The sequence below is a fragment of the Caballeronia sp. EK genome (genome assembly GCF_014384845.1).
GTDB classification, from domain to species: Bacteria; Pseudomonadota; Gammaproteobacteria; order Burkholderiales; family Burkholderiaceae; genus Caballeronia; species Caballeronia jiangsuensis.
In genome coordinates, this window is the sequence record NZ_JACSUE010000006.1 from 19,696 (window position 1) to 46,580 (window position 26,885).

24 protein-coding genes and 2 riboswitches are annotated in these 26,885 nt (G+C 64.4%); of the genes, 13 read left to right on the top strand and 11 right to left on the bottom strand.

Features of this window, described 5'->3' with window-relative positions:
• Positions 1 to 7: 7 nt before the first annotated feature.
• Entirely contained in the window at positions 8 to 799 is a 792-nt protein-coding gene (locus tag IAG25_RS18550; RefSeq protein WP_187606160.1) for a CbtA family protein, read from the top strand.
• Between the two features lie 27 nt (positions 800 to 826).
• On the opposite strand, the gene IAG25_RS18555 is transcribed toward IAG25_RS18550, so the two are convergent.
• The 5 genes from IAG25_RS18555 to IAG25_RS18575 form a co-directional block, all read right to left on the bottom strand.
• Positions 827 to 1,069, bottom strand: coding sequence for a DUF1289 domain-containing protein (locus IAG25_RS18555; protein ID WP_075583875.1), 243 nt, complete (start codon positions 1,067 to 1,069; stop codon positions 827 to 829).
• Entirely contained in the window at positions 1,066 to 2,364 is a 1,299-nt protein-coding gene (locus IAG25_RS18560) for a cobyrinate a,c-diamide synthase (protein ID WP_187606161.1), read from the bottom strand. The genes IAG25_RS18555 and IAG25_RS18560 overlap by 4 nt, the downstream gene beginning before the upstream one ends.
• Positions 2,365 to 2,369: 5 nt before the next feature.
• Positions 2,370 to 2,972 carry a cob(I)yrinic acid a,c-diamide adenosyltransferase gene (gene cobO, locus IAG25_RS18565; protein ID WP_187606162.1) on the bottom strand — a complete coding sequence of 201 codons (603 nt, stop codon included), beginning with the start codon at positions 2,970 to 2,972 and terminating at the stop codon, positions 2,370 to 2,372.
• Positions 2,973 to 3,089: 117 nt separating this feature from the next.
• Complete coding sequence (locus tag IAG25_RS18570; protein WP_187606163.1) at positions 3,090 to 3,290, bottom strand: hypothetical protein; 201 nt, start codon at positions 3,288 to 3,290, stop codon at positions 3,090 to 3,092.
• Positions 3,265 to 3,690 carry a cobalamin biosynthesis protein gene (locus IAG25_RS18575; protein ID WP_187606164.1) on the bottom strand — a complete coding sequence of 142 codons (426 nt, stop codon included), beginning with the start codon at positions 3,688 to 3,690 and terminating at the stop codon, positions 3,265 to 3,267. Before IAG25_RS18575 ends, IAG25_RS18570 begins: the two co-directional genes overlap by 26 nt.
• Before the next feature lie 89 nt (positions 3,691 to 3,779).
• A riboswitch (cobalamin riboswitch) is annotated at positions 3,780 to 4,036 on the top strand.
• 120 nt (positions 4,037 to 4,156) lie between these two features.
• Between IAG25_RS18575 and cobW the strand changes: the two genes are divergently transcribed.
• The 4 genes from cobW to IAG25_RS18595 all read left to right on the top strand — a co-directional run bounded on the left by cobW (position 4,157) and on the right by IAG25_RS18595 (position 10,724).
• Positions 4,157 to 5,242: a cobalamin biosynthesis protein CobW gene (cobW, locus tag IAG25_RS18580; RefSeq protein ID WP_187606165.1), complete on the top strand. Its 1,086-nt coding sequence runs from the start codon at positions 4,157 to 4,159 to the stop codon at positions 5,240 to 5,242.
• A 6-nt stretch (positions 5,243 to 5,248) separates the two neighbouring features.
• A complete protein-coding gene (cobN, locus tag IAG25_RS18585; RefSeq protein WP_187606166.1) occupies positions 5,249 to 9,025 on the top strand; it encodes a cobaltochelatase subunit CobN in 3,777 nt (1,258 codons plus the stop codon).
• On the top strand, positions 9,022 to 10,017 hold the full coding sequence (locus IAG25_RS18590) for an ATP-binding protein (RefSeq protein WP_187606167.1): 996 nt from the start codon (positions 9,022 to 9,024) through the stop codon (positions 10,015 to 10,017). The genes cobN and IAG25_RS18590 overlap by 4 nt, the downstream gene beginning before the upstream one ends.
• Positions 10,018 to 10,163: 146 nt before the next feature.
• Complete coding sequence (locus IAG25_RS18595) at positions 10,164 to 10,724, top strand: vWA domain-containing protein (protein ID WP_187606168.1); 561 nt, start codon at positions 10,164 to 10,166, stop codon at positions 10,722 to 10,724.
• Here the strand turns inward: IAG25_RS18595 and cobJ are convergent.
• Genes cobJ through cobG form a run of 4 tightly spaced genes read right to left on the bottom strand, consistent with a single transcriptional unit; the run spans position 10,700 to position 14,952 of the window.
• Positions 10,700 to 12,352 (bottom strand): precorrin-3B C(17)-methyltransferase, encoded by a 1,653-nt coding sequence (gene cobJ / locus IAG25_RS18600; RefSeq protein ID WP_187606169.1) that lies wholly within the window; start codon positions 12,350 to 12,352, stop codon positions 10,700 to 10,702. The two genes, IAG25_RS18595 and cobJ, sit on opposite strands and share 25 nt — an antisense overlap.
• Complete coding sequence (locus tag IAG25_RS18605; RefSeq protein ID WP_187606170.1) at positions 12,340 to 13,068, bottom strand: precorrin-2 C(20)-methyltransferase; 729 nt, start codon at positions 13,066 to 13,068, stop codon at positions 12,340 to 12,342. Before IAG25_RS18605 ends, cobJ begins: the two co-directional genes overlap by 13 nt.
• On the bottom strand, positions 13,065 to 13,691 hold the full coding sequence (locus IAG25_RS18610) for a precorrin-8X methylmutase (protein ID WP_187606171.1): 627 nt from the start codon (positions 13,689 to 13,691) through the stop codon (positions 13,065 to 13,067). The genes IAG25_RS18605 and IAG25_RS18610 overlap by 4 nt, the downstream gene beginning before the upstream one ends.
• A complete protein-coding gene (gene cobG, locus IAG25_RS18615) occupies positions 13,684 to 14,952 on the bottom strand; it encodes a precorrin-3B synthase (protein WP_187606172.1) in 1,269 nt (422 codons plus the stop codon). Before cobG ends, IAG25_RS18610 begins: the two co-directional genes overlap by 8 nt.
• Positions 14,953 to 15,016: 64 nt before the next feature.
• Positions 15,017 to 15,205: riboswitch (cobalamin riboswitch) on the bottom strand.
• A 76-nt stretch (positions 15,206 to 15,281) separates the two neighbouring features.
• On the opposite strand from cobG, the gene cbiE reads away from it, so the two are divergent.
• From cbiE to IAG25_RS18640, 5 genes are all read left to right on the top strand, one after another.
• Positions 15,282 to 16,493: a precorrin-6y C5,15-methyltransferase (decarboxylating) subunit CbiE gene (gene cbiE / locus IAG25_RS18620; RefSeq protein ID WP_187606173.1), complete on the top strand. Its 1,212-nt coding sequence runs from the start codon at positions 15,282 to 15,284 to the stop codon at positions 16,491 to 16,493.
• Between the two features lie 6 nt (positions 16,494 to 16,499).
• Positions 16,500 to 17,270, top strand: a complete 771-nt coding sequence (locus IAG25_RS18625; protein WP_187606174.1) for a cobalt-precorrin-6A reductase — start codon at positions 16,500 to 16,502, stop codon at positions 17,268 to 17,270.
• Positions 17,267 to 17,992, top strand: coding sequence for a precorrin-4 C(11)-methyltransferase (gene cobM, locus IAG25_RS18630; RefSeq protein ID WP_187606175.1), 726 nt, complete (start codon positions 17,267 to 17,269; stop codon positions 17,990 to 17,992). Before IAG25_RS18625 ends, cobM begins: the two co-directional genes overlap by 4 nt.
• Before the next feature lie 7 nt (positions 17,993 to 17,999).
• A complete protein-coding gene (locus IAG25_RS18635; protein WP_035503672.1) occupies positions 18,000 to 18,404 on the top strand; it encodes a DUF4186 domain-containing protein in 405 nt (134 codons plus the stop codon).
• A 162-nt stretch (positions 18,405 to 18,566) separates the two neighbouring features.
• Complete coding sequence (locus IAG25_RS18640; protein WP_255503795.1) at positions 18,567 to 20,609, top strand: alkyl/aryl-sulfatase; 2,043 nt, start codon at positions 18,567 to 18,569, stop codon at positions 20,607 to 20,609.
• A 104-nt stretch (positions 20,610 to 20,713) separates the two neighbouring features.
• Here the strand turns inward: IAG25_RS18640 and IAG25_RS18645 are convergent, their stop codons facing one another.
• Positions 20,714 to 21,478, bottom strand: a complete 765-nt coding sequence (locus IAG25_RS18645; RefSeq protein ID WP_187606176.1) for a TerC family protein — start codon at positions 21,476 to 21,478, stop codon at positions 20,714 to 20,716.
• 286 nt (positions 21,479 to 21,764) lie between these two features.
• On the opposite strand from IAG25_RS18645, the gene IAG25_RS18650 reads away from it, so the two are divergent.
• The 3 genes from IAG25_RS18650 (at position 21,765) to IAG25_RS18660 (ending at position 25,214) form a co-directional block, all read left to right on the top strand.
• Positions 21,765 to 22,919 (top strand): OpgC domain-containing protein, encoded by a 1,155-nt coding sequence (locus tag IAG25_RS18650; RefSeq protein ID WP_187606177.1) that lies wholly within the window; start codon positions 21,765 to 21,767, stop codon positions 22,917 to 22,919.
• A 142-nt stretch (positions 22,920 to 23,061) separates the two neighbouring features.
• Positions 23,062 to 23,235 (top strand): DUF1328 domain-containing protein, encoded by a 174-nt coding sequence (locus IAG25_RS18655; protein ID WP_035503665.1) that lies wholly within the window; start codon positions 23,062 to 23,064, stop codon positions 23,233 to 23,235.
• A gap of 116 nt (positions 23,236 to 23,351) precedes the next feature.
• The gene (locus IAG25_RS18660; protein WP_187606178.1) at positions 23,352 to 25,214 is read left to right on the top strand and encodes a sigma-54-dependent Fis family transcriptional regulator; all 1,863 of its coding nucleotides are present in this window, start codon (positions 23,352 to 23,354) and stop codon (positions 25,212 to 25,214) included.
• A gap of 147 nt (positions 25,215 to 25,361) precedes the next feature.
• On the opposite strand, the gene IAG25_RS18665 is transcribed toward IAG25_RS18660, so the two are convergent.
• A complete protein-coding gene (locus tag IAG25_RS18665; RefSeq protein WP_187606179.1) occupies positions 25,362 to 26,507 on the bottom strand; it encodes an IS481 family transposase in 1,146 nt (381 codons plus the stop codon).
• Between the last annotated feature and the right edge of the window lie 378 nt (positions 26,508 to 26,885).

Below are 26,885 nucleotides of genomic sequence, written 5' to 3' on the forward strand. Positions count from 1 at the left end.
ACGCGTCATGATTCGCACTTTGCTGATACGCGGCATGATCGCGGGGCTGGTCGCGGGCCTGATCGGCTTCGGCTTCGCGCGTGCGTTCGGCGAGCCGTCGGTGGCGCGCGCCATCGCGTTCGAGGAACAGCACGAGCATGCGCAAGCCGCGCATGAGCACGAACATGAGCACGCCGACGCCGCGACAGCCGCCGCGCATTCGCACGATCACGGCGACGAGGAACTCGTCTCACGCGATACGCAAGCGGGCCTCGGCCTCCTGACGGGCGTCGCGGTGTTCGGCACCGCGCTGGGCGGTCTTTTCTCGCTCGTGTTCGCGTTCGCCTACGGGCGGCTCGGCGCGTTGCGCGCGCGGGGCACGTCGGCGCTGCTGGCGTTGCTCGGCTTCGTGAGCGTCGCCATCGTGCCGTTCCTCAAGTATCCGCCCAATCCGCCGGCGGTCGGCAATGCCGAAACCATCGGGCCGCGTACGGCGCTTTTCTTCGGCATGGTGGCCATTTCCATCGCGGCGGCCGTGTTCGCCGTGTGGCTGCGGCGGCGCATGGCGGCGCAACATGACGGCTGGAACGCGACGCTCATCGCCGCGGCCGCGTATATCGTCGTGATCGTGGTGGCGCAGGTCGCGCTGCCGCGCATCGATGAAGTGCCCGCCGATTTCTCGGCTTCGCTGCTGTGGAATTTCCGGCTGGCCGCGATCGGCATTCAGGCGCTGATCTGGACGACGCTCGGTCTCGTGTTCGGCGCACTCGCCGCGCGTGAGCTGGAACGGCCGGCCGTCAGGAGAATGGCGGCGGCTTGACCGGTTAATCCGGCCCGATCACGCGGCTCACTTCGCGCTCGCCGCACGCCGCGCGAGCAGCGCGTCGAACAGATCGAGCTTCGCGGCATCGTCCATCGATCTGAAGGTCTTGATCTCTTCGCGGCTTCTGAAGCAGCCGAGGCACAAGCCCGTTTCGGGATCGAGCTTGCATACGTCGGTGCATGGCGAGCCGATCGGTTCCTGTGTCTTGGCGCGCTCGATCGTGAAGGCGAGGTCGAGCGGCGTGCGGATGTCTTGCGTGGTCGTCATAGTGATTCGCCGCGAAAGAGCGCGGCGGCAGCGGCCGGATTCGACGGCCAGTAAGCGTGCATGTAGGTGGCCGTCACCGGACCGTGCCGATAGAGCGCTTCGCCCGATGTGCCCGTCGTCGCGTGTTTCGCTTCGAGGACGGCCTGCATCGGCGTGTGCAGCGTCGAGTAATGGAACGTGTGGCCCGTCATTGCGCCGTGCATCGTGTCGATGCGCTGCATCGCGAGCCGCGACAGCTTGCGTTGCATCGCGGCATCGCCGGGGAGAATGCCGAGCATCGCGTGCCGCGTGCCTTCGATGTCCGTCAGCGTGTCGAGCAGATACAGCATGCCGCCGCATTCCGCGACAACCGGCTTCTCTTTCGCGACGTGCCCGCCGATCGACGCGCGCGTGCGCGCATTCACGGCGAGCGTCGCCGCATGCAGCTCGGGATAGCCGCCGGGAAGATAGAGCGCATCGGCGTCGTGGGATGCGGGTTCGTCGGCCAGCGGCGAAAACGTGCTGATGCGCGCGCCCATCGCGACGAGCAGATCGACATTCGCCGGATAGACGAACGAGAACGCGGCATCGCGCGCAATCGCGATATGCATCCCGTCGAGCAGACGCGGGGGCGCGGGAAGGCTCGCTTCATCGAAATGAACCGACGGCGGAAGATCCGCGAGCGCGGTTTGCGCGATGGCATCGGCGGCGCGATCGAGCCGTGCGTCGAGGCCCGCGATTTCTTCCGGCTGCGTGAGGCCGAGATGACGCGCGGGCAGCGCGATATCGTCCGCGTTCGACAGATGGCCGCAATAGCGCAGCCCCTCTGGAATGGTCTCCGACAGCATCTGCGCATGACGCGGCGACGCGACGCGATTCGCGAGCACGCCGTGAAACGGCACGTCCGCACGATAGCGCGCGAGCCCGAACGCGATCGCGCCGAAGGTCTGCGCCATGCCGTGCGCGCCGATCACCGCGAGCACGGGCACGTTGAACGCGGCGGCGAGATCGGCGCTGCTGGGCGTGCCGTCGAAAAGACCCATCACGCCTTCGATGAGGATGAGATCGGCCTCGCGCGCGGCTTGTGCAAGCAATGCGCGGCACGCATCGAGCCCGACCATCGACAGATGCAGCGAATAGACGGGCGCGCCGCATGCGCGCTCGAGGATCATCGGATCGAGAAAATCCGGGCCGGTCTTGAAGACGCGCACGTTCAGGCCACGGCGCGTGTGATGACGCGCGAGCGCGGCCGTCACCGTGGTCTTGCCTTGATGCGACGCGCTTGCGCCGATGAAAAGAGCGGGGCAGTCGGGCATCGCGTTCAGAACTCGACGCCGCGTTGCGCCTTCACGCCCTGCTCGCGATAGGGGTGCTTCACGAGCCGCATCTCGGTGACGAGGTCGGCGAGTTCGATCAGCGCATCGGGCGCATGACGGCCCGTCACGACCACATGCAGCATCGCGGGGCGCGCCTTCAGCACGTCGAGCACTTCATCGAGCGGCAGATATTCGTACTTGAGCACGGTGTTCAGTTCATCGAGCACGACCATCCGATACTCGCCGCTTTCGATCATGCGCCGCGCCTCGTTCCAGCCTTTGCGCGCGGTGGCCATGTCGGCTTCGCGGTTCTGCGTGTTCCAGGTATAGCCGTCGCCCATCGTGACGAAATCGCAATGAGCGATCGCGCCGAGGAAATCGCGCTCGGACGTGTGCAGCGCGCCCTTGATGAACTGCACGACGCCGAGCTTCATGCCATGACCGAGCACGCGCACGGCCATGCCGAACGCCGCCGTGGTCTTGCCCTTGCCGTTGCCGGTATTCACGATCAGAAGGCCTTTCTCGTGATCGGCGGCGGCCTGCTTTTTCTCGTGACCTTCCTTGCGACGTTGGGTCATGCGCAGATGCGATTCGGTATCGGTTTTCACATCGACTCCAGTGTGAACGGGATTGCGGCGGGTCTTTGCATGACGAAAGACGGCCGTATCGTACATCAGGTGGCGGCTGCGTTCGCGGCTTAATTCTGCGCTAACAGACGGTGGGCATCATGCACTCACGCACTCACCGACTTCAGGAGCAGGAAAATGGACGCGCTCTATCTCTATCTGGAACTCGTGGCGCTCATCGTTCTCGTCTGGCTCTGCCGCGACAAGTTCAAGCCGGTTGTCGCGAAGCCGCTCGCCGAAACCAAAGGCCCGCGGATGGCGACGAAGCCGGTATTCATGTTCCGTTCGCACCGGTTTCATGCGCCGCTGCGATCGCGACGGTTACGCCGCAATCGATCGTCTTTGGCACGATGAGCGTGCGCGCGTTGCCCGCAAGCAGCGCGCAGGGCTCGCATACGCCATCGACGTTCAGATGCTTCGCTGCATGATGTGAAATCGCGGTGCGTGGCGCATGCGCGATTTCATCGGCGCTATAGAAGCGCAGCGGCAGACCGTGACGCTCGCAGAACGCGAGCAAGCCCGCTTCATCCCTTTTCGCATCGATGCTCGCGACGATCGCGATCTCATCGAATCGATGCGTGCCCAGCGCGAGGCGCACCGCGCGTTCGATCGCATTGGCGCTCGTGCCTCGCCTGCAGCCGATACCGACCGCGAGCCGCATAGCGGCAGACGCATTCATGCGAGCAATGACGGATTCCATGTGCGATTCAAAGAAAGCGCGCCGCGCGGGCCAGCATTATGACACCGCGCGCGCCGCGTCATTTCTTGACGCTCGCGCCCGCCGGGCCTAGACTTTCACGCAGTTTTGGTGCTCGCGCGCGGATTCTCTCGCGCGCAGTTAAACGGGAAGCAGGGCGCGTTCCTTCGACCGATCGAGCGGACGTCAACCTGCGCTGCCCCCGCAACGGTAAACGATTCCCCGTGCACACGATGGTTTCATCGCATGAACGGGAAGCCGGCTTCGAGGCCACTGCGCGTGATTACGCGCGGGAAGGCGAAGCGGCGCAATCGTCAGCCCGGATACCGGCCAGACTTTCACAGGGATCGCTGTCGCGGGGATGCGGCGCGGCCCATGATCCATCAAGCGTGCGTTTCCCATTTCATCCCGCGGCGTTGTCACGCATCACGCGACACGAAGCGCACGCACCTGAAGCCACGGAGCTACGATGCAAACCCGCAAGATCCCCGTCACGGTCGTGACCGGCTTTCTCGGCAGCGGCAAGACCACGCTGATGCGGCATATCCTGTCCAACGCGCAAGGAAAGCGCATCGCGGTGATCGTCAACGAGTTCGGCGAGCTCGGCATCGACGGGGAAATCCTGAAGGGCTGCGGCATCGGCTGCGACGACGAAGCCGGGTCCGAAGATCGTAATCTGTATGAACTCGCGAACGGTTGCCTGTGCTGCACCGTGCAGGAAGAGTTCTATCCGGTGATGGAGCAGCTCGTCGAGCGGCGTGAAAGCATCGATCACGTGCTGATCGAAACATCGGGTCTCGCGTTGCCGAAGCCGCTCGTGCAGGCGTTCAACTGGCCGTCGATCAAGAACGCTTTTACGGTCGATGCGGTCGTCACCGTGGTCGATGGTCCCGCCGTCGCGAGCGGGCAGTTCGCGGCGAATCCCGTCGCCGTGGATGCGCAGCGCAAGGCCGATCCGAATCTCGATCACGAATCGCCGCTGCACGAGTTGTTCGAGGATCAACTCGCGTCGGCGGATCTCGTCATCGTGAACAAGACGGACCTCATGGACGACGCGGCGCTGCAAAAAGTCGAGGCGCTCGTGCGTCCCGAGATTCCGGCCGAAGTGAAGATCGTGCCCGCGCAAATGGGCCGGCTCGACGTGCATACGCTGCTCGGTCTCGAAGCGGCGTCGGAAGAGACGATTCATCTTCGCCACGATCATCACGGCTCGCCCGACGATGAAGGCCACGCGGATCATCATCACGACGAGTTCGATTCGTTCGTCGTTCACGGCAAGGTGGAATCGCGCGAGCAGGCCATCGCCGCATTGCATGCGCTCGTCGAGCATCACACGATCTATCGCGTGAAGGGTTTCGCCGCGCTGCCGGGCGCTGCGATGCGGCTCGTCGTGCAAGGTGTCGGGCGTCGTTTCGACAGCTATTTCGATCGCCGCTGGCAAGCCGGTGAAGCGACGACGCAAAGCCGTTTCGTGCTGATCGGCGAAGACCTCGATCGCGACACGCTGCAACGCGCATTCGACGCGGCGCTCGCACGCGCTGCGGTGCAGGCATAAACAGCCATGCATCTGCTCCGCACGACACCGGGAGGCTTCGTCGACGATGCGCAAGGCGTCATGCGCATCGATCAGACACGCGCGCCGATCGTGGTGCTCAGTTCCGCCGACACGACGCTCGCGTTGCTCGCGAGCGTGTTTCCGCGTCTGGAAGCGGGCTTTCCCGAAGTGCGGCTCGCGAATCAATCGTTCCTGCGTCAGCCCGCGTCGGTCGATTTCTATATCGACGATGTGTTGCGTCACGCGAAGGTCGTGATTGTCGATCACCTTGGCGGCGAATCGTACTGGCCTTACGGCATCGAGCGGCTCGTCGCGCTCGCGAAACAAGAGCAACAGATGCTCGCGATGTTTTCGGGCGATCTCACGGAGGACCCGAATCTCATCGGCAAAAGCACGGCGGATGCCCGGTTTTGCCGCGAGCTGTCGCGCTATCTGCGTGAAGGCGGCGCGCGCAATGCGGAAGAATTCCTGCGCACGATCGCGCATCACGCGTTCGGCTTCGGACGCGAACCGCAGCCGCCGAGCCCGCTGCCTGCCGTCGCGATCTATCATCCCGAGCGCGATATCGCGACGATCGAAGACTGGCAGGCACGATGGACCAAAGGCGCGCCCGTTGCCGCCATTCTTTTTTATCGCGCGCATTTGCAGTCGGGCAATACCGCCGTATTCGATGCGCTCATCGAAGCGCTCGAAAAAGAAGGCATGAATCCGCTGCCGATCGCGATCTCGTCGTTGAAAGAGAGCGTGAGCCGCGAAGTCGTGGACCGTTTATGCGCGGAGCATCGCGCATCGCTCGTATTGAACACGACGGCTTTCGCGGCGAGCGTGATAGGCGAAGACAAAGTATTCGAAGTCGCGGGCGATGCGCCCGTGCTGCAAGTCATCCTGAGCGGCGGCAATCGCGACGACTGGCAAAAGGACAATCACGGGCTGAACTCGCGCGATGTCGCGATGCATGTGGCGCTGCCCGAAGTCGATGGTCGCATCATCACGCGCGCGATCAGCTTCAAGGGCCTCGCGTATTACTGCAAGCACACGCAGGTGGACGTGGTGCGCTATCAGGCCGACGTTGAGCGCGTGCGCTTCGTCGCCGAACTGAGCCGCCGCTGGTGCAGGCTGCGTCATACGCCGAATGCGCAGAAGCGCATCGCGCTCGTGCTCGCGAACTATCCGGCGAGCGAAGGGCGCATCGGCAACGGCGTGGGACTCGACACGCCCGCATCGGCCATTGGCATTCTGTCGATGCTCGCGCGCGAAGGCTATCGCGTGGGCGACATTCCCGCGAACGGCGATGCGCTCATCGCCGCGCTGACCGAAGGCGTGACCAACGATCCCATCGTGCGCGACTTGCGTCCCGCGCTGCAGAGTCTCGCGCTCGATGACTATCTCGACGCGTACCGCACGCTGCCCGCCGATGCGCGCGCCGCGCTGGAAAAGACCTGGGGCGCGCCCGAAGACGATCCCACCATAAGACGCGGCCGCTTCATGATCGCGGGATATCGTTGCGGCGAAGTCTTCGTCGGCATTCAGCCTTCGCGCTCGCGCGAACGCCACGATTACGCGAGCTATCACGATGCCGAACTCGTTCCGCCGCATTCGTATCTCGCGTTCTATGTCTGGTTGCGTCTGCGCTTTCAGATAGATGCGATCGTGCATGTCGGCAAGCACGGCAATCTCGAATGGCTGCCGGGCAAGAGCGTCGCGTTGTCGTCGTCGTGCTGGCCCGATGCGATTCTCGGTCCGATGCCGCATCTCTATCCGTTCATCGTCAACGATCCGGGCGAAGGCAGCCAGGCGAAGCGTCGCGCGCAGGCCGTCATCATCGATCATCTGATGCCGCCGCTCACGCGCGCCGAGAACTACGGGCCGTTGCAGGATCTTGAGCGTCAGGTCGACGAATACTACGAAGCACTGATGGTCGATGCGCGGCGCGCGAAGCTGTTGCGCCGGTCGATCCTCGCGAACATCGTCGAGAACAGGCTGCACGAAGAGCTCGGTCTTGATGCGCCGCGTGATGCCGTAGGCGAAGATGCCTTGCTCACGCGCGCCGACGCGTATCTCTGCGAGCTGAAGGAAGCGCAGATTCGCGATGGCCTGCACGTGTTCGGCGTTTCGCCGCAAGGCGTGCAGCGCCGCGATACGCTGCTCGCGCTCGGCCGTTTTCCGATCGGCGACGGGCAGGGTGCGAACGCGGGCCTCATCACGGCGATCGCGCGCGATCTGCAACTGCCCGCCGATTTCGATCCGCTCGATGCCGACTGGGCTGCGCCGTGGAACGGGCCGTGTCCACGCGCGCTTGTCGAAGTCAGCGATGCGCCGTGGCGTCATCAGGGCGATACGCGCGAGCGCCTCGAGGCGTTAGCGATGCAGCTTTTGTCGGACGACGATGCCGCCGCGCCCGGTCCGCATGCGTCGCTCGTGCTCGAACGTCTTCGCGGCGATGTGCTCGCCCGTCTGGATGCATGCGGCCCGCAAGAGCTTCTGCAATTGAAGCGCGGCCTCGAAGGGCGTTTCGTGCCCCCGGGTCCGAGCGGTTCGCCGTCGCGCGGCAGGCCCGACGTGCTGCCCACGGGCCGCAACTTCTATTCCGTCGATACACGCGCATTGCCGACGCAGGCGGCCTGGTCGCTCGGGCTCAAGTCGGCGAATGCACTGGTCGAGCGTCATGTGCAGGACCACGGAGATTTTCCGCGCGCCATCGGTTTGTCCGTGTGGGGCACGGCGACGATGCGCACCGGTGGCGACGACATCGCGCAGGCGTTCGCGCTCATCGGCGTGCGGCCGAAGTGGGCGGCGGGCAGTCATCGCGTGACCGACTTCGAGATCCTGCCGATATCGATCTTCAACCGGCCGCGCATCGACGTGACGCTGCGCGTGTCGGGCTTTTTCCGCGATGCCTTCGCGAACCTCATCCATCTCTTCGACGCGGCCGTGCAGGCCGTCGCCGAACTCGACGACGAGCCCGCCGATATCAACCCGATCCGCGCACGCATCCTGCGCGAACGCGACGAACTGATCGCGCGCGGCATCGAAGCGAAGGAGGCGCGGCAGCGCGCGGGCTGGCGCGTGTTCAGCACGAAGCCGGGCGCATACGGCGCGGGCTTGCAGGAGCTGATCGACGCAAAACAATGGCAGTCCGACGCCGATCTCTCCGCTGCCTATCAAAGCACGGGCGGTTACGCATACTCGCAAGCGGGCGATGGCGTCGAAGCGCGCGCGAGCTTCGGCACGCGGCTTTCGACGCTCGATGTCGTGCTGCAGAATCAGGACAATCGCGAACACGACCTGCTCGATTCGAACGACTATCACCAGTTTCAGGGCGGCATGGTCGCGGCCGTGCGTTATCTGTCGGGCGTGCAGCCGCAGGCGTATAACGCCGATCACAGCAATCCCGCCGCGCCGCGCGTGCGCACCTTGAACGAAGAGATCGCGCGCGTGGTGCGTTCGCGCGTCGTCAATCCGAAGTGGATCGACGGCGTGAAGCGGCATGGCTACAAGGGCGCGTCTGAACTCGCCGCCACCGTCGATTATCTTTTCGGCTACGACGCCACCGCGCGTGTCGTGTCGGATCATCAATATGCGCTCGTCACCGATGCCTATGTGAACGACGCGGATACACGCGAGTTCATCACGCAACACAATCCGCACGCGCTGCAATCGATCTGCGAGCGCTTGCTCGAAGCGATGCAACGCGGTCTGTGGCAAGAACCCGCGGGCTATCGCGAGCAGGTCGAACGGCATCTGCTCGATGTCGAACAGTGCATCGAGGGCCGACAACATTGAACCAGCATACCTTCCCCTTTACCGCGCTCGTTGCGCAAGCGCCCTTGCAGCAAGCGCTTTTGCTCGCGGCAGTCGATCCATCGATCGGCGGCGTGCTCGTCAGCGGGCCGCGCGGCACGGCGAAGTCCACGGCGGCGCGCGCGCTCGCGGAGCTGTTGCCCGAGGGAAAGCTCGTGACCTTGCCGCTCGGCGCGAGCGAGGAGCAGTTGATCGGCACGCTCGACATTCAAAGCGCATTGCGCGATGGCGGCGTGAAGTTTTCGCCCGGCCTGCTCGCGAAGGCGCATCTCGGCGTGCTGTATGTCGATGAAGTGAATCTTCTGCCGAATCCGCTCGTCGATCAGTTGCTCGATGTCGCGTCGAGCGGCGTGAACATCATCGAACGCGATGGCATTTCGCATCGGCATGACGCGCGCTTCGTGCTGATCGGCACGATGAATCCGGAAGAGGGCGAGCTGCGTCCGCAATTGCTCGATCGTTTCGGTCTTGCCGTGGAGATGAGCAATTGTTTCGATGCAGGCGTGCGGCAGCGCATCGTGAAGTCCCGGCTCGCATTCGATACGGATGCCGAAGCATTTCGTGCACGGCACGAAAGCGAACAGGCGTCGCTGAACCAGCGCATTCATGCGGCGCGCGCAGCGCTCTCGTCATTCGATTTCGACGATGCGGTTCATGCGCGCGTCAGCGAGCTTTGCATCGAGGCGCATGTTGATGGCTTGCGCGCCGATATCGTGATGCTGCGCGCGGCGCGGGCGCTCGCTGCACTGGAAGGCGCGTCGAACGTGACGGTGACGCATGTCGAGCGTGTCGCCGATGCGGTGCTGAAGCATCGACGGCGAGAGACCGAATCGCCTTCGCGTGAACCCGCCGCGCGTGAATCCACGCCGCGCGATGCGGGCTCGGGCGAATCGGACTGGGGCGCGATGCCGCCGGAGCCGACGGGCATCGCGAAGGTCAAGCAAGTGAGGCCGCTCGCCGCAAAAAAAGCCTGAACCATCGAAGGCGCGACGCGGATGCCTTCGACGCGAGGCATCGCCTTCGATGGAACGAATCGCGCACGAAAGGCCGCTACGTTGCGCGCGAGGGTGAAGAGAGCGCGTCGATCGACTGGATATCGACGCTGCGCGCGAAGCGCTCGATGCGTCTCGACGCGCGGCATCTTCGCTATCGGCGCACGCAGGGCGAGGGCGCGGTGCTGCATTGCTTTCTGCTCGATTGCTCCGGTTCGATGCTCGCGGGCGAGCGGCTTGCGCGCGCGAAGGGGATGCTCGTTGCGTTGTTCGATCGTGCCTATCGCGAACGCGCGAAGACCGCGCTCGTGTGTTTCGGCGGCGGACGCGCCGAAGTGCGCCGGCAACCGGGCGCGGCGCATTGGTTCAACGAGCGCTGGATCGCGCCGATCGGCGGCGGTGGCGGCACGCCGTTCGCGCTCGGGTTATCGAGCGCCGCGACGGTGCTCGAACGCGCGGCCAAGCACAGGCCGTCGCAACGGCGCTGGTTGTGGGTGCTGACCGACGGGCGCACGAACGAGAAGCCGCAAGCGCCTGCGTCGGCCGATGAGATCGTCGTCGTGGATTTCGAAGAGGGTTCGATTCGAGCCGGACGAGGCAAGGCGCTCGCCCTCGATTGGGGCGCGCGATACATCACCGCCGATGCGCTGAGCGAAGGCGGCGATCACTCATACCATCGCGGCGTATAAACCCAGTCTCCCACCACACGCGTCGTCGATGATCCGACGATCACCATCGTCCGCATATCGACGTGTTCGCTTTTCAGTTCGCCCAGCGTAACGATGCGCAACGCTTCAGCCGGTCGCCCGATGTCTCTTCCCAGCACGACGGGCGTGTGCGGATCGCGATAGCGCTTCACGATCTCGATCGCACGGTCGAACTGCCACGGCCGCGCTTTCGACAGCGGGTTATAGAACGCCATCACGAGATCGGCCTCGCCCGCATGTGCGATGCGTTTCTCGATCACGTCCCACGGCTTCAGGTTATCCGACAGCGACAGCACGCAAAAATCGTGGCCGAGCGGCGCGCCGGCACGCGCGGCCGTCGCGAGCGATGCCGATACGCCCGGCACGATCGCGAGCTTCACAGCGCTCCATTCGGGATGCGCCGCGCGCCCTTCGTCGAGCGCTTCGAGCACGGCGGCGGCCATCGCGAACACGCCCGGATCGCCGGACGACACCACGACCACGCGCCGTCCCTCGGTCGCCAGTTCGAAGGCGTGACGCGCGCGTTGCAGTTCCTCGCGGTTGTCGGTCATGTGCACGCGCTGATCGTCGCGAAACGGCCCGGCCATGCGCACATAGGTTTCGTAGCCGAGCACATCTTGCGCGGCGACGAGCGCGGCGCGCGCGGCCGGCGTCATCAGTTCGGCGCTGCCGGGGCCGAGCCCGATCACGGTCAGCGCGCCGCGCGCACGGCCGATCGATTGCGCATCGACGGGCGTATCGCTTACGTGCAATGCGATGCCTTGCGTATCGGCGTCGAACGGCGCGGCATCGCAAAAGCGCAGCGGTACGTTCAGCGCACGCGCGGCGTCTTCGAGCGATCGCGATGTCATGTTACGCGCAGGCGCTGCCAACGCCGCGAGCGCAAGCGGCGATAGTCCCTGAGCGCGCATCGCGGCACGTATGCGTTCGGCGACATCATCGTCATCGGAAGATAGATGTTCGATCCACGCGAGCACGCAGCGCGGATGAATCACGAGACTGTCTTCGTCGTGCGCGGCGAGCGGCGTGATGCGCACGGCAAGACGTGCATCGCCTGAGCGGGGCAGGTCGGCATCGTCGAGCCAGGGCGCGTGGCCCTCGATGCGCGTGGTTTCGCCCGCGAGCAGATCCGACACGAAGCGCTTGCCCTGCTCGATATCCGCGAGCGCATAACCTTCGGGCGGCGCGAGCAGACATTGACCGAAGCGCAACTCGCCGCTCGTCGTGATCGCGGGCATGATGCCGAGCGCATCGCCGATCTCGCGCGCCAGCACGTTCACGCCGCTCATCCCGCCGAGCAGCGGCACGACCGCGCTGCCATCCTGCGCAATGGCGAGCACGGGCGGTTCGGCGACCTTGTCGGCAAGAGATGACGCGAGCGCGCGAATCACGATGCCCGCGGAGCACAGCGCGACGATCGGCGTGCCCGATGCATACAACGCGCGCACGTGCGCGCCGAAATCGTCATACGCGATGTCCGCATTCACGCGGCTGGCGAGGCCATGAATGCGCGATTGTTCGAAACTCGTCTGAATGCGACGCGCCGTATCGAGCGCGCCCGCACCGAGGATGACGATCGCCATCGGCGTGGAAGCACTCACGCGCGCCATTTTTTCCCCGGCACGACGAGCAGCGAGAAATACGGTGATGCCATCGGATCGACTTCATCGAGCGGCACGATGCGCTGATTCGCCATCGTCGCGCGCTCGACATAGAGCGCACGTTCATCGAGCCCGAGTTCGCCGAGCACGCGCCGCACTTTCTCGAAGTTGCGGCCGAGCTTCATGATGACAGCCGCATCCGCCGCTTCGAGACGGCGCTTCAGATCGTCTTCGGGCAATACGCCTGAGAGTACCGACAGACTCTGATTGCGATACACGAGCGGCACGCCCAGCACCGCGACGCCGCCGAGCATCGAGCACACGCCCGGCACGACATGCGCATCGAAGCGCGCGGCGAGACGGTCGTGCAGATACATGTACGAGCCGTAAAAGAACGGATCGCCTTCGCAGATCACCGCGACGTCGCGCCCGGCTTCGAGATGCCCGGAGATCGTCAGCGCGGCTTCGTCGTAGAACGCGCTGATGATCGTCTCGTAGCAGAGCGGCGGTTCGAGCGCCTCGGTCGTCACCGGATAGACGAGCGGCAGCCGCGTCTGGGTATCGTCGAGATGCGATTCGATGATGCCGAACGCGTTGCCCTTCTTGCCCTTCGCGACGAAATAAGCGACTACCGGCGCGGCCTTGAGCAAGCGCAGCGCCTTCAGCGTGATGAGCTCCGGATCGCCTGGACCGACGCCGAGGCCAAAGAGACGTCCGCGCATCATTCGGCCTCCGAAGCAAGTGCGTTCACTGCCGCCGCCGCCATCGCGCTGCCGCCGCGCCGGCCGAGCAGGGCGACGAAGGGCACGCCGCGACTATCGGCGGCGAGCATCGCCTTGGATTCCGCCGCACCGATGAATCCGACCGGAAAGCCGAGGATGAGCGCGGGCTTCGGTGCGCCCGCATCGAGCATGTCGAGCAGATGAAAGAGCGCGGTCGGCGCATTGCCGATCGCGACGATCGCGCCTTCGAGATGCGGTCGCCACAGTTCGAGCGCGGCGGCCGAGCGCGTGTTGTTCATCGCGCGGGCGCGTTCGGGAATCGATGCATCGTTCAATGTGCAGACGACACGGTTATCGGCGGGCAGCCGCGCGCGCGTGATGCCTTCCGCGACCATGCGCGCATCGCACAGGATCGGCGCGCCTGCCGCGAGCGCTTGCCGGCCCGCGATGCCGGCGCCGGAAGAAAAGCGCAGATCGCTCACGATATCGACCATGCCGCACGCATGGATCAGGCGCACCGCGAGCTTTTCCAGATCGGCGGGAAGGGCGGCGAGGTCGGCTTCGGCGCGGATCGTCGCAAAGGACTGACGATAAATCTCCGCGCCGTCGCGGATGTAGTCAAGCATCGGCATGGCTCCGGGCGAGCCGTTCGGCCGCCTCTTCGATGGTCAGGTTGCTCGCGACGATGCGTGCGCCGCGATGCAGGTCATATCGTCTCGGCGCGACTGCATAGAGCGTCACCGGGACGGGATGCGCCGCCGCGCACGAACGCTCGCAGCCGCTTAAGTGCACCTCGCTTTCATCACGCGAGGGCAGCAGCGAAGCGAGGCGATGCGCGTCGGATTTGGTGTCGGCGTGGCTTTTCGCGCAGCCTTCCGAGCCCGCGCACGCGATGAGGCGCGCGAGCGGATCGCGCGGGTCGGTCGCGAGGCCGAGCGCGTGAAGGCCTTGCAACACGTTATGCGCGTCATGCGCGACGATGCCCGGTATCAGCACGCTTTGCCACGGCGTCATCGCGAGAAGGCCCTCGGCTTGCGTGTCGGCGATATCGGCGAGGGCTTCGAGCGTGGCCGCGTCGAGACGTCCGAGGGGCGTTTGCGCGCCTGCGTACCACGTCGCGCGATACGGCTCCGCGTGCGCGCCGAGGCGCAGCGATGCATCGGCAGGTGCGCGTCGCCAGTGCTCGATGGCTGCGTCGAAATCGAATGCTTCGAGAAAGCGCGCGATGCAGACACGCGCGAGCAGTTCGCGCATACGATGTTCTTCAGGCGTGGCCAGCGCGAGAAACCTGCGCAGCACGCCGGACACGAACGTCACCATGTCGCTGCGATGGATCGCGCCGAGCGGACACTGTCGCATCGTTCCCGCGAAGCCGAATGCGAAACGCGCGCCATCGTCGATTGCAGCGAGCCACAGGTCGTGTGGATGATCGAGCATCGCGAGGCGCTCGCCGGCGTCGAGTTGCAGCGCGAATTTGGGCGACAGCGCATGCAGCGACGCGTCGGCCTGCATCGCGTCGATGATTTGTGTGGCGAGCGCACGTGTGTCGTCGCTTGCGAGCGGACTGAGCATCACGTTGCGGATGTCGTCGCCGCCTGAGCTCGACGGACCGAGGCCCGCGTCGAGCGCGATGTCGATCAACGCGGCGTGGGCATCGTCGCGGATGCCGCGCAACTGGAGATTCGCACGATTGGTCACCTCGATCACGCCCGAGCCGCAGACACGCGCCGCCCGCGCGACGGCCCGCGCCGCGTGCGCGCTCAACACGCCGCCCGCAAGCCGCAGGCGCGCGAGCCCGCCATCGCGCGCGGGCACGATGCGCATCAGGCCCGGGCACGCGGATGCGCGCGGCGCGGCGTTGAGCGGTGAGCGGTTCAATGAAGTCAAAAGCGTGACCCGTTGGGCTTCGCGCGTAATGAGCGAACCGGTACACCCCGCCCGGTCGGCGTCGCGCGAATGCGATGAGTCGGCAGGTCTCTTGGCTGGCAGGTCTTCATTCGCGCCGGCCTTCCCGGTAAAAACCAGTGGCAGTGGAGCGCGGACTCGCTGCGTACAATTGCGGGGGCAGCCACAGTTTTCTGTGTTCCCTCTTAGGCCCTGGGTCTCTTCGACCCCGGGCACCGACGGACCTGTATTATGCCCGCTTTTATCGACCATCCAGGCGCTTCGGGGCAGCATCCTGAAGCGCATTACGAATCACGTGAAGGAGGCGGCGCATGTCGAACTGGCTGACCGTAGTGGGGATCGGCGAAGACGGCTGGCACGGGCTGTCCCGCGTCGCGCGCCGCGCGCTGCTCGACGCCCAGTCGATTCACGGCGGCGAACGCCATCTCGCGTTCCTGCCGGCGCGCATCGCCGCGAGCCGCGTGCCGTGGCCGAAACCCTTTTCGCTCGATGCCGTGCTCGCCGGGCGCGGCGACGGCAAGACGCGCATATGCGTGCTCGCGAGCGGCGATCCGATGTGCTTCGGCGTCGGCGCGACGCTCGCGCGTGAAGTCGCCAACGGCGAGATGCGCGTCATTCCCGCGCCTTCGTCGCTGTCGCTCGCGGCGGCGCGTTTGCGCTGGGCGTTGCAGGACGCCGTGTGCGTGTCGCTCGTCGGGCGGCCCGTCGCGTCGCTGCTCGCGAGCCTGCATCGCGGCGTGCGCCTGCTCGTCTTGAGCGCTGACGGCGCGACGCCCGCCGCCGTCGCCGCGCTCCTGACAGCGCATGGCTTCGGCGCGAGCCGCATGACCGTGTTCGAGCATCTCGGCGGTAACAAGGAGCGTCGTATCGACGAGCGCGCCGACGACTGGCGCGAGCCGCTCGTCGCCGCGCTCAATCTCGTCGCGATCGAATGCCGCACGCATGCCGGACACGCCGGGCCGCCGCTCACGCCCGGTTTGCCCGACGACGCCTATCGTCACGACGGCCAGCTCACCAAGCGCGACGTGCGCGCCGTGACGCTCGCGCGCCTCGCGCCGCAGCCGGGCGAATTGCTCTGGGATGTCGGCGCGGGCTGCGGCTCGATCGGTATCGAATGGATGCGCGCGCACGGCGCGTGCCGCGCGATCGCGATCGAATCGAACGAAAGCCGGCAGCGCCTCATCGAGCACAACCGCGACGCGCTCGGCGTGCCCGCGCTGCAACTCGTGAAAGGCGAAGCGCCCGCCGCGCTCGATGGCCTGAGCGCGCCCGATGCCGTCTTCATCGGCGGAGGATTGACCGTGCCGGGCGTGCTCGATGCGTGCTGGGCGCGACTGCGTCAGGGCGGGCGGCTCGTCGCCAATGCGGTGACGCTGCAAAGCGAGGCCGCGCTCGTCGAATGGCGCGTGCGTCACGGCGGCGAGCTGACGCGCATCGGCGTCGCGCAGGCGGAGCCGCTCGGCAGCTTCGATACCTGGCGTCAGGCGCTGCCGATCACGCTGTTGCACGCCAGCAAACCGTGATGCGTCATGCGTGAAGAAGCGCCGGGAAACACGAAGCGCGTGCTGCTGCTCGGCGGCACCGGCGACGCGCTCGCGATTGCGCGCGCGCTGCCGCCCGCGCATGTCTACAGCCTCGCGGGCCTCGGGCGTGTGCCGGGCGATCTGGCGTGCACGGTGCGCGTCGGCGGCTTCGGCGGCATCGACGGGCTCGTTCGCTACCTGCGCGCGGAGAACATCGCGCTCGTCGTCGATGCGACGCATCCGTATGCCGCGCAAATGAGCCGGCACGCGCACGACGCCTGTGCGCTCGCGGACGTGCCGCTCTGGGCGGTGCGCCGTCCCGCGTGGCAGCCGCAGCCGGGCGACGACTGGCGCGATGCGGCGGACTGGCGCGAAATCGTCGATCGGATCGCGCCGTTTCATCGGCCGCTTTTTACGCTCGGGCGCGAGGCCCTTGCGCATCTGCATGAAATACCCGCGTCGCAATACTGGACGGTGCGCTGTCTCGAAGCACATGCGGGCAACGAACGCGCGAGAATCATCGATGCCCGCGGGCCGTTCGAGCCCGAAGGCGAGCGCGCGTTGTTCGATGCGGCGGGCATCGACGTTATCGTCAGCAAGAACAGCGGCGGGCACGCGACCGAAGCGAAGCTCGCGGTGGCGCGCGAGCGCGGCCTGCCGGTCGTGATGCTCACGCGGCCGTCGCTGCCGGAAGCGCACACAACGTTCGACGATGCCGCGAGCGCGCGCGATGCGCTACTGAACTGGCTCGACCGAATCCATCTATCCGAAACATGACGATCTATTTCATCGGCGCCGGACCGGGCGATCCCGAACTCATCACCGTCAAGGGACAGCGGCTCATCCGCGCGTGTCCCGTGATTCTCTACGCGGGCTCGCTCGTGCCGAAGGCCGTGCTCGACGGGCATCGCGCGACGAAGTGCATCGACACGGCGGAGCTCGATCTCGACGCCATCGTCGCGCTTTTACAGGACGCGCACGCGAACGGGCAGGACGTGGCGCGCGTGCATTCGGGCGATCCGTCGCTCTACGGCGCGATCGGCGAGCAGATCCGCAGGCTCGACGCGCTCGCGATTCCCTACGAAGTCGTGCCGGGCGTGACGGCGGTGGCGGCATCGGCGGCGGCGCTGAAGCGGGAACTGACGTTGCCGGGCATCTCGCAGACAGTGATCCTCACGCGCTACGCGACGAAAACATCGATGCCGGAAGGCGAAAGCCTCGCCGATCTGGCGCGTCATCGCGCGACGCTCGCGATTCATCTCGGCGTGCGGCATATCGAGCGCATCGTCGCGGATCTGATGCCGCACTACGGCGCGGATTGCCCGGTGGCGGTCGTGTTTCGCGCGAGCTGGCCGGACGAGACGCGCATCGAGGGAACGCTCGCGGAGATTGCGTCGAAAGTGCGTGTGGCGGGCATGGAGCGCACGGCGATGATCATCGTCGGCCGCGTGCTGACCGCCGATGGCTTCGCGGATTCGACGCTCTACGCGAAGGACTGATCGCACGATGCGCGACCTCGACACCGTGTTCGATGCGCTCGCGAAATCGGCATTCCGGCGGCGCTTCGCGCTCGGCGTGCGCGAGGGGAAATATCTGCGCGAGAAGGGCGTCGATACGGTGATCGCGCAGGCGCATGAACTGATCGGCAAGCGGCTCGCGCCGCCATCGCCCTTGAACGACGGCAAGCAGACGCCGTTTCGCGGGCATCCGGTGTTCATCGCGCAACACGCGACGGCGACGTGCTGCCGTTCATGCCTGGCTAAATGGCACGGCATCGCGGCAGGCAAGGCGCTCGACGACGCCGAGCGGCAACACGTCGTCGATGCGATCGCGCGCTGGCTGCGCGCGCAACCGCTGCCCGCCGCGAATGCCGCCGCGCCCGACAATCCGCAGCGGGAATTGCCTTTCTGACGCGTTTTTTTAGCGCGCCGAGTCCATCGCCGTCAAAGCTGCCGCGATGAAGGTCGTCCATATGCCCGCGCACGCGAGCGCGAGACTGAATACTGCCGGGCACTTTTGTGATATCGCTTGTCATGGTTGGCATGGGCTGAGTCCGATTTAATTGCTGCGGCAATGAAGGCGAATCAGGCAGTTTTTTCCATTGAGGCGTCGGATACGTTTCCGCTGAGCTTCGCGACCGGAGATAAACGCATGTCTGTACCATCTCGTAAGAAAATTGCTTGCGCGGTTCTGACTCTGGCCTGCATTGGCGTCGGTAATGCGGCGCCGAATCCTGCCACCGATGCGACTCGAAAGGCCAATCAGGCAATAGCGGATTATTTGCCGTTTTCGAATACGCAGGATTTCGATGATGCTCGCCACGGGTTTATCGCCGATCTTCCGAATCCGGTCGTCAAGGGGAGCGCCGGCAACACGGTTATCGATCTCTCGCAATATGATTTTCTGAAGCAAAGCGGACCTGCTCCCGCGTCGGTGAATCCGAGCCTCTGGAGGCAATCGCAACTGCTCGCGATTCGCGGGCTGTTCAAGGTGGTCGATGGCATCTATCAAGTGCGCAATATCGATCTTGCCAACATGACATTCATTCGCGGCAAAACTGGCTGGGTCGTGATCGATCCGCTCACGTCCACGGAAACCGCAAAAGCCGCCCTCGACCTGATCAATAGCAAGGTCGAGAATCTGCCGGTCAGCGCGGTGATTTTCACGCACTCTCACGTCGATCACTTCGCGGGTATTCGGGCGATAGTGGATGAGAAGGATGCGCGCGCCGGCAAAGTGCCGGTGATTGCGCCGGATGGCTTCATGGAAGAGGCGGTAAGCGAAAACGTGTTCGCCGGCAACGTGATGAGCCGGCGCGCGTCGTACATGTACGGCAATCTGTTGCCGAAGGACCCGGAAGGCAATGTCGGCGGTGGCCTTGGGCTGACCACGGCGGCCGGCACGATTACCCTGTTCGAGCCGACCAAGATTATCGACAAGACAGGTGAAAAACTGACGGTCGATGGCATCGATGTCGTCTTTCAGATGGCGCCCGGCACCGAAGCGCCCGCCGAGATGTTGTTCTACTTCCCGCAGTTCAAGGCGATCTGTCTCGCCGAGGACGCGAATCACACGCTCCACAATATCCTGACCTTGCGCGGCGCAAAGGTGCGCAGCGCTCAGAAATGGTCGAGCACGCTGGATCAGACAATCGACTTATGGGGCGGCGACGCGGTGGTTTCATTCGGCAGTCATCATTGGCCGCAATGGGGTAACGGCCGCGTTGTCGAACATCTGGAAAAGCAACGCGACCTGTACAAATACATCAACGATCAAACGCTGCGCATGGCCAATCAGGGCCTGACGATGAACGAGATCGCCGAACAGTTCGTGTTGCCGGATAGTCTGGCGAAAGAGTTTTATAACCGCGGCTACTATGGCGATCTGAAACATAACGTCCGCGCTACGTATCAGCTTTATCTGGGATTCTGGGACGGCAATCCGGCCGACTTCAATCCGTTACCGCCTGTCGAAGAGGCGAAGCGATATGTCGAGATGGTCGGCGCGGACAAAATGATTGCGACGGCAAAGGCGGCATATGCCAAGGGCGACTATCGGTGGGCGGCGACCGTGGCGAATAAAGTGGTGTTCGCGCAGCCGAAAAATCAGGCGGCGCGCAATATCGAAGCGGACGCGCTGGAGCAATTGGGTTATCAGGCCGAATCGGGTCCGGCGCGCAACTTCTATCTGTCCGGAGCGCAAGAACTGCGCGGCGGCGTCAAGAAAATGGCGACGCCCAATACCAGTTCCCCCGACATCATTCGTGGCATGACCACGGATATGTTCCTCGATTTTCTCGCCATTCATCTGAACGGACCGAGAGTCGGCGACAAGTCTTATGTGTACAACCTGAAATTCCCTGACATCAACGCGCAGTATGTCCTGACGGTAAAGAACGGCGTAATGAATTACAGCAAGGACAAGCAACTGGATAAAGTGGATGGCACCGTCACCCTGAATCGCTCGACACTCGATGACATAGCGCTCGGCAAACTCAAGCTGGGCAATCTCGCGGAAAGCGGCGACGTGACCATCGACGGAGACAAGGCGAAGTTCAAGGACATGCTGGGCAATTTCGACAAGTTCGACTTCTGGTTCACGATCGCGGAGCCTTGAGCGAGGCGTACCCGAATCACGGGTTGTTCAGGGATCGAAGTCATGCCGCATGACCGACCGTTTGACGCTTAAAAAGACACGCGTCAAACGGTCTCCCTTGCCGGTCAGTGCTTGCCGGAAACACTTGCCGCGCTTGCCTTTCGGCCCTTCGCGCGCCGCGCCAGCATGTTCAGCCCCTCGACCAGCGCCGAGAACGCCATCGCCGCGTAAATGTAGCCCTTCGGCACATGCGTGCCGAACCCTTCGGCGATCAGCGTCATCCCGATCACGAGCAGGAAGCCGAGCGCGAGCATCACGATCGTCGGATTGCGTTCGATGAAGCGCGACAGCGGGCCTGCGGCGAACAGCATCACGGTCACGGCGGCGATCACCGCGACGAACATGATCGGAATGTGCTCGGTCATGCCGACCGCCGTGACAATGCTGTCGATGGAAAACACGAGGTCGAGCAACAGAATCTGTCCGATCGCCGAGAGCGGCGTCAGCGACTTGCCTGATTCGGCACCGGCAGAGCCGTCGGCGTCGTGCGTGACGTGGTGGCGGATCTCGGTCGTCGCTTTCCACACGAGAAAGACACCGCCCGCGATGAGGATCAGATCGCGCCATGAAAAGCCGTGGCCGAATGCTTCGAAGATGGGCGTCGTGAGGCGCACGATCAGCGCGACCGTGCCGAGCAGGCCGAGCCGCATGATGAGCGCGAGCGCGATGCCGATGCGCTGCGTGCGCTCCCGGTGCGCCGGGGGCAGCTTGTTGGTCAGGATGGAAATGAAGATCAGGTTGTCGATGCCGAGCACGACTTCCATGACGACGAGTGTTGCGAGCGCGGCCCAGGCGGCGGGATCGGTGATGAGGGCGACGAGATAGTCCATGGTCCGGGAATGATTCGACAGGAGAGGGCGAGATATTAGCCTGATCGCCGTGGATAATGAAAGGAACTTGAAAACTTCATGCGAATCGAATCCACGGATGCACACATGCTGCACGTTGCGTAGACGGCATCGGCATATCGGTCACAAATACCGGAAATTAAACGTTTATTTGCGCTTGATCTGATGATGCGCTGCCGCATTACGGGTAAACTCCTATGCTTTCGTGCCGCGCGTCCGTGGCCGCCGTCCAACCTCCTGTCGCCGCAGGACACCGAACCGAATCCGCATGCAGGGAAAATCACAACGTCTCGTCGAGCTGGACTTCTTCCGGGGACTGGTGCTGCTCATCATCGTCGTCGATCATATCGGCGGCAGCATGGTGTCGCGCTTCACGCTTCATTCGTTTGCGCTGAACGACGCCGCCGAAGTCTTCGTGTTCCTCGGCGGCTTCGCCACGGCGACGGCGTATGTGTCGCTCGCGGCACGCCGCTCCGAAAGCGCGGCGCGAGTGCGCTTTCTCAAACGCGCGTTCGAGCTTTATCGCGCGTTCCTCGTCACCGCCGCGCTGATGCTCGCGGCATCCTTCCTGCTGCGGCCCTTTTTTGGTCACGCACCGAATCTCGCGCTGCATGATCTCGACAGTATGACGTCGCAGCCGCTTTCGTCGATCACGCAGATTCTCACGTTCGAACGCCAGCCGTATCTTGCCGCCGTCCTGCCGATGTACGCGCTGTTCGCGCTCGCCGTGCCGCTCATGCTGCCGCTCGCGCGCAGCAAGCCCTGGCTGCTGCTGGGCCTGAGCCTGGCGCTGTGGGCGTTTGCGTCGGAGATCGGCGAATTCATGCCTTCCGTCGATGACAACCTCTGGGACTTCAATCCCGCCGCGTGGCAGTTGATGTTCGTGCTCGGCGTGCTGGCGCGCTGCCAGCCGGTCTATCAGCGAGTCAGCGCTAACCGCTTCGGCTGGATCGTGAGCGCGGGCGCGGTCGCATTGATCGCGGGCATGGCGTACTACAAGCTGCTCGTGCTGCCGCCTGTTCTGGATAGCGCCTTCAAGCGCGACCTGGCCGGACCGCGTGTGATCAATTTCCTCGCCATCGCGTGGATCGCCGCAAATCTGGCGCGCTACGGCGTCGTCAAGGCCGTGGCGCAGCGGCTGCCGTGGATCGGCGCGCTGGGGCGTGACGGCATGGTGTCGTTTGTCGCGGGCACGGTGATTTCGCTCGTCGTCGATTCGATTCTCTTCACGTTGACCGATGGTCTCGTCAACGTGCCGGCCGGACTTGCCGCCGATGCCATCGCGATCGGCGCGCTGCTCGCGGTGCCGCACGCGCATCGGCGGGTTTCGACCTGGCTCGGCGCGCGTCAGCCTTCGCCGGCGGCCGTGCCTGCTACGGCACGCGCCACTGTAGCGGCAGCCGCCGACAATCGGGGGCGCTAAAAGACGCTTTCGGAGCGGGCACTTCACTGCCCGTTTTTCTTAGGCTTAGTTCGCAACTAACGGTCTAGTCTAACCGTCACCTTTGATCGGCGCGGCACGCGCCTTGCATGCACAAGTCAGCTCAACAAAAACCGGACCCGCCATGCTCAAGCTTGCCATTCTGTTCGCGATCATTTCCGTCGTTGCCGGCCTCTTCGGCTTTACCCGCGTGTCATCCGGCGCGGCGGGCATCGCCAAGATCTGCTTCTTCATATTCCTGATCCTGTTCGTCGTGTTCCTCGTCATCGCGATCACGGCAGGCTCGCTCGTGCTGTAGTCCGGGAGACGCCGCGGGGTCACCCGCGTGCTTCCTCGGATCGACCCGCGCGCCGCGACGGTGTTACATTGCCGCGAGAGACACGCTGGCGACAATGAACCGAAAAGGAGGGGGCGATGCAGCATGCCATCGGCGCGGCCTTGCAGCCGGCGCAACACGACGTCATCCGTCATTCGCACGAGCGATCGGCCACGTTTGGCCTGTTCGAGACGATGCGCCCGGATTACGCCGTGCTGTCGGGCGCGGAACTCGCCGTCAAGCTCGGTGAAAGCCGCGCGCTCTTCGCGCACGCGCTGCCGGTGATGGAAACGCTGTACGCGCAGATCGCCAACACGCACAGCATGATCGCGCTGACGGACGCGAGCGGTCTCATCCTCCATTCGCTCGGCGACGACGATTTCCTCGCGCGCGCCGAAAAAGTCGCACTGCGGGCCGGCGCGCTGTGGAGCGAGGCGCATCAGGGCACCAACGCTATCGGCACGACGATCGCCGAGCGCACCGCCGTCACCGTGCATGGCGACCAGCACTACTTGCGCGCCAATCATTTCCTCTCGTGTTCGAGCGTGCCGATCCTCGATCCGAACGGCAATCTCTCCGGCGTGCTCGATGTCACCGGCGACCGACGCGGCTATCACCAGCACACGATGGCGCTCGTGAAGATGTCCGGGCAGATGATCGAGAACCGCCTGATCGCGAGCGCGTTCGGCGACGGGCTGCGCATCCGTTTTCATAGCCGGCCGGAGTTCATCGGCACGTTGATGGAAGGCCTCGCCGTATTCGATCTCGACGGCCGTCTCTTGTGCGCGAACCGCAGCGCGCAATTCCAGCTCGGGCTCGAACTGGGGCGTCTGCGTTCGCAGACGCTCGAAGCGCTGTTCGGCGAGCGCGTCGACGCGCTCATCGCGTGCGCGGGTGAAGCGCCGTGCCGGCTCGAACTGCACAGCGGCGTCGCGGTGTTCGCGAGCGTCGAATTTCATGCGCGTCCGGCGTCGAATGTGGCGCACCCGGCGACCGCGATCGCCGTGCGCGAGCAAGCCGGATCGAGCCTCGCCGATCTCTGTACCGGCGATGCGCAGATGAACGACATCGTCGCGCGCGTGCGCAAGGTCATCGGCAAGAACATCGCGATTCTGATCGGCGGGGAAACGGGCGCGGGCAAGGAGATGCTCGCGCGCGCGATTCACAGCGATTCGCCGCGTCGCGCGGGGCCGTTCGTCGCGGTGAACTGCGCGTCGTTGCCGGAGACGCTGATCGAATCGGAACTCTTTGGCTATGCGCAGGGCGCGTTCACGGGCGCGTCGAAGCGCGGCGCGACCGGCAAGATCATGCAGGCGAATGGCGGCACGCTCTTCCTCGATGAAATCGGCGATATGCCGCTCGCGATGCAAAGCCGTCTGCTGCGCGTGTTGCAGGAACGCGTCGTCGAGCCGCTCGGCGCGGCGCGCGCGGTGCCGGTCGATTTCACGCTCGTTTGCGCGAGCAATCGCAAGTTGCGGGAGTGCGTCGCACAAGGGACGTTTCGCGAGGATCTGTATTACCGCATCAATGGCCTTTCGGTGACGCTGCCGCCGCTCGCTGAGCGCACGGACCTGCGTGAGGTCGTCGACAAGATGCTGCGTCAGGAGCGGTTTGCGGGACGCATCGTGGGCATCGATGACGATGTGCTCGCGCTCTTCGCGCGGCATCCGTGGCCGGGCAACTTTCGGCAGTTGAGCAATGTGCTGCGCACTGCATCGGCCATGCTCGACGATCACGATACGCGGATCGGCGTCGAGCATCTGCCGCATGATTTTCTCGATGAGTTCGGGGAACGCGTTCAGATCGATGATGTTTCGCTGCCTGCTGGCGGGGCGCGTCTTGTTGATATCGAAGCTAGCGCTGTGGCTGCGGCGCTCAAGGCGCATGGCGGTAATGTGTCGGCGACGGCGCGGGCGCTCGGCATATCGCGTACGACGTTGTATCGCAAGTTGCGGGTTTGATTGCGGGTTTAGCGCGCTCGTCGCCGGATCCCGGTTTCGTGTTGGTCTATTAGCACTGCCCCTCCCCGGGGCGGGGGTCACTTTCTTTGCTGCTGTGTATGGACCGGAGACATGGGTAACAGGTGTGTCAGGACATGGGTAACACATTTAGCTCCTTTCGCCGCGTTCCTTCAAGTCGATGGTATCGATGCGATGATGAACAAAGTACACGTCGTAGCAGCCGTCAGTTTCGCTACAGGCGCGCAACGCGATGGGCAGCTCAGCCAGCGCACTCGAAACCTTGAAACAGTGCGACTTGAAGCGCACCTCGCCGTTGATGCCCACGCGAAGCACCACGTCTGCGTCGCCGTACTCGATCGGCGGCAGACGCTCCGGATACGCTCGCGGGCTGGGTTGATAGCGTGAAATCGGCGTGGCCATGCCCAGCGCCTGATGCGGCCGCTCGTGGTTGTACATCTGGCGCCACGTATCGAAGGCTTGCTGGATACTCTTCGGGCTCTTGAAGTGCCGACCCGCGAGCAGTTCAGCCTTCAGCGTCCGATGAAACCGTTCATCCTTGCCGTTGGTCTGCGGATGCCCGGGCCGGCTGTACGAAGTCCGGATGTCCATGCGGATCAGCCAGATCGCCAGCGCAGTCAGTTGTCCGGGTCGCGCAGGGCTGCCCCATGGCGGACCGTTGTCCGCATTGATGCGCAGCGGCAACCCGTAACGGCGAAACACCTCGCGCAAGTGCTCACGCACGGCCCGCGTGGGCGTGCTGCCACACGCATCGAGCGCCAGATCGAAGCGCGAGTGATCGTCCAGCACCGTGAACGGCAAGCAGCGTCGTCCACTGTCGAGTTCGATATAGCCTTTGAAATCCATCTGCCACAGATCGTTGGGATGCTCGTGTTCGAAGCGCTGCCATCGCAAGGCCTCCGTGCTGCTCTCAGCGGTGATCAAGCCTTGCCGATGCAGGATACGCGTCACGGTGCTCGGCGAAGGGGTCTGAGCGCAACCCAGATCGCTCAGGCGCCGGGCAAGCTTGGCCGCCCCCCAGGCGGGATGCGCTTGACGCAGTTCGACCACGCGCGCCTCCACTTCGGCAGCGGTACGCGAGGGGCTATGCAGGGGCCGTCGGCACTGATCGGCCAAAGCGGTGTCGCCTTGCTCGAAGCGCCTGATCCACTTGTACCCGGTCTTCGCGCTGATGCCGTACTGGCGACACAAGGCGCGTCGATTGGCCCCTTCTCGGGTGGCGAATTCCACGAATTCAAGCCTCAGTTCCATGATGTCTTTGCTATCCCAGGTCATGATCTACTCCGGACGAACCATTCGTCCGAAGTGTCACCCATGTCCTGGAACAGGTGTTACCCATGTCTCCGGTCCATACACTGCTGCAAAGAAAGTAACCAAAGAAACAGCTATCCCCAGCCTAAGCACTTCACACCGGCCGCGGCACAGACGATTGGCTGAATGGCCCGGCAGTAGCGAGTGCCCTCGAAGGTCTCGCGGGGCTTGGACCGCGCACGGTCTGACACATCGCACCACATAACAAACTGGTTCAGCACCAAATAGCTCCGGCCCGCTTCGCGGCCGAGGGGTCAATCGGGTCTGCGCGCGCTTCTTCTTCGACGGTTTCCCTTGCATACCCAACGGCAGCGCGTAGCGCTGTGCCGAAGCTATTTGGTG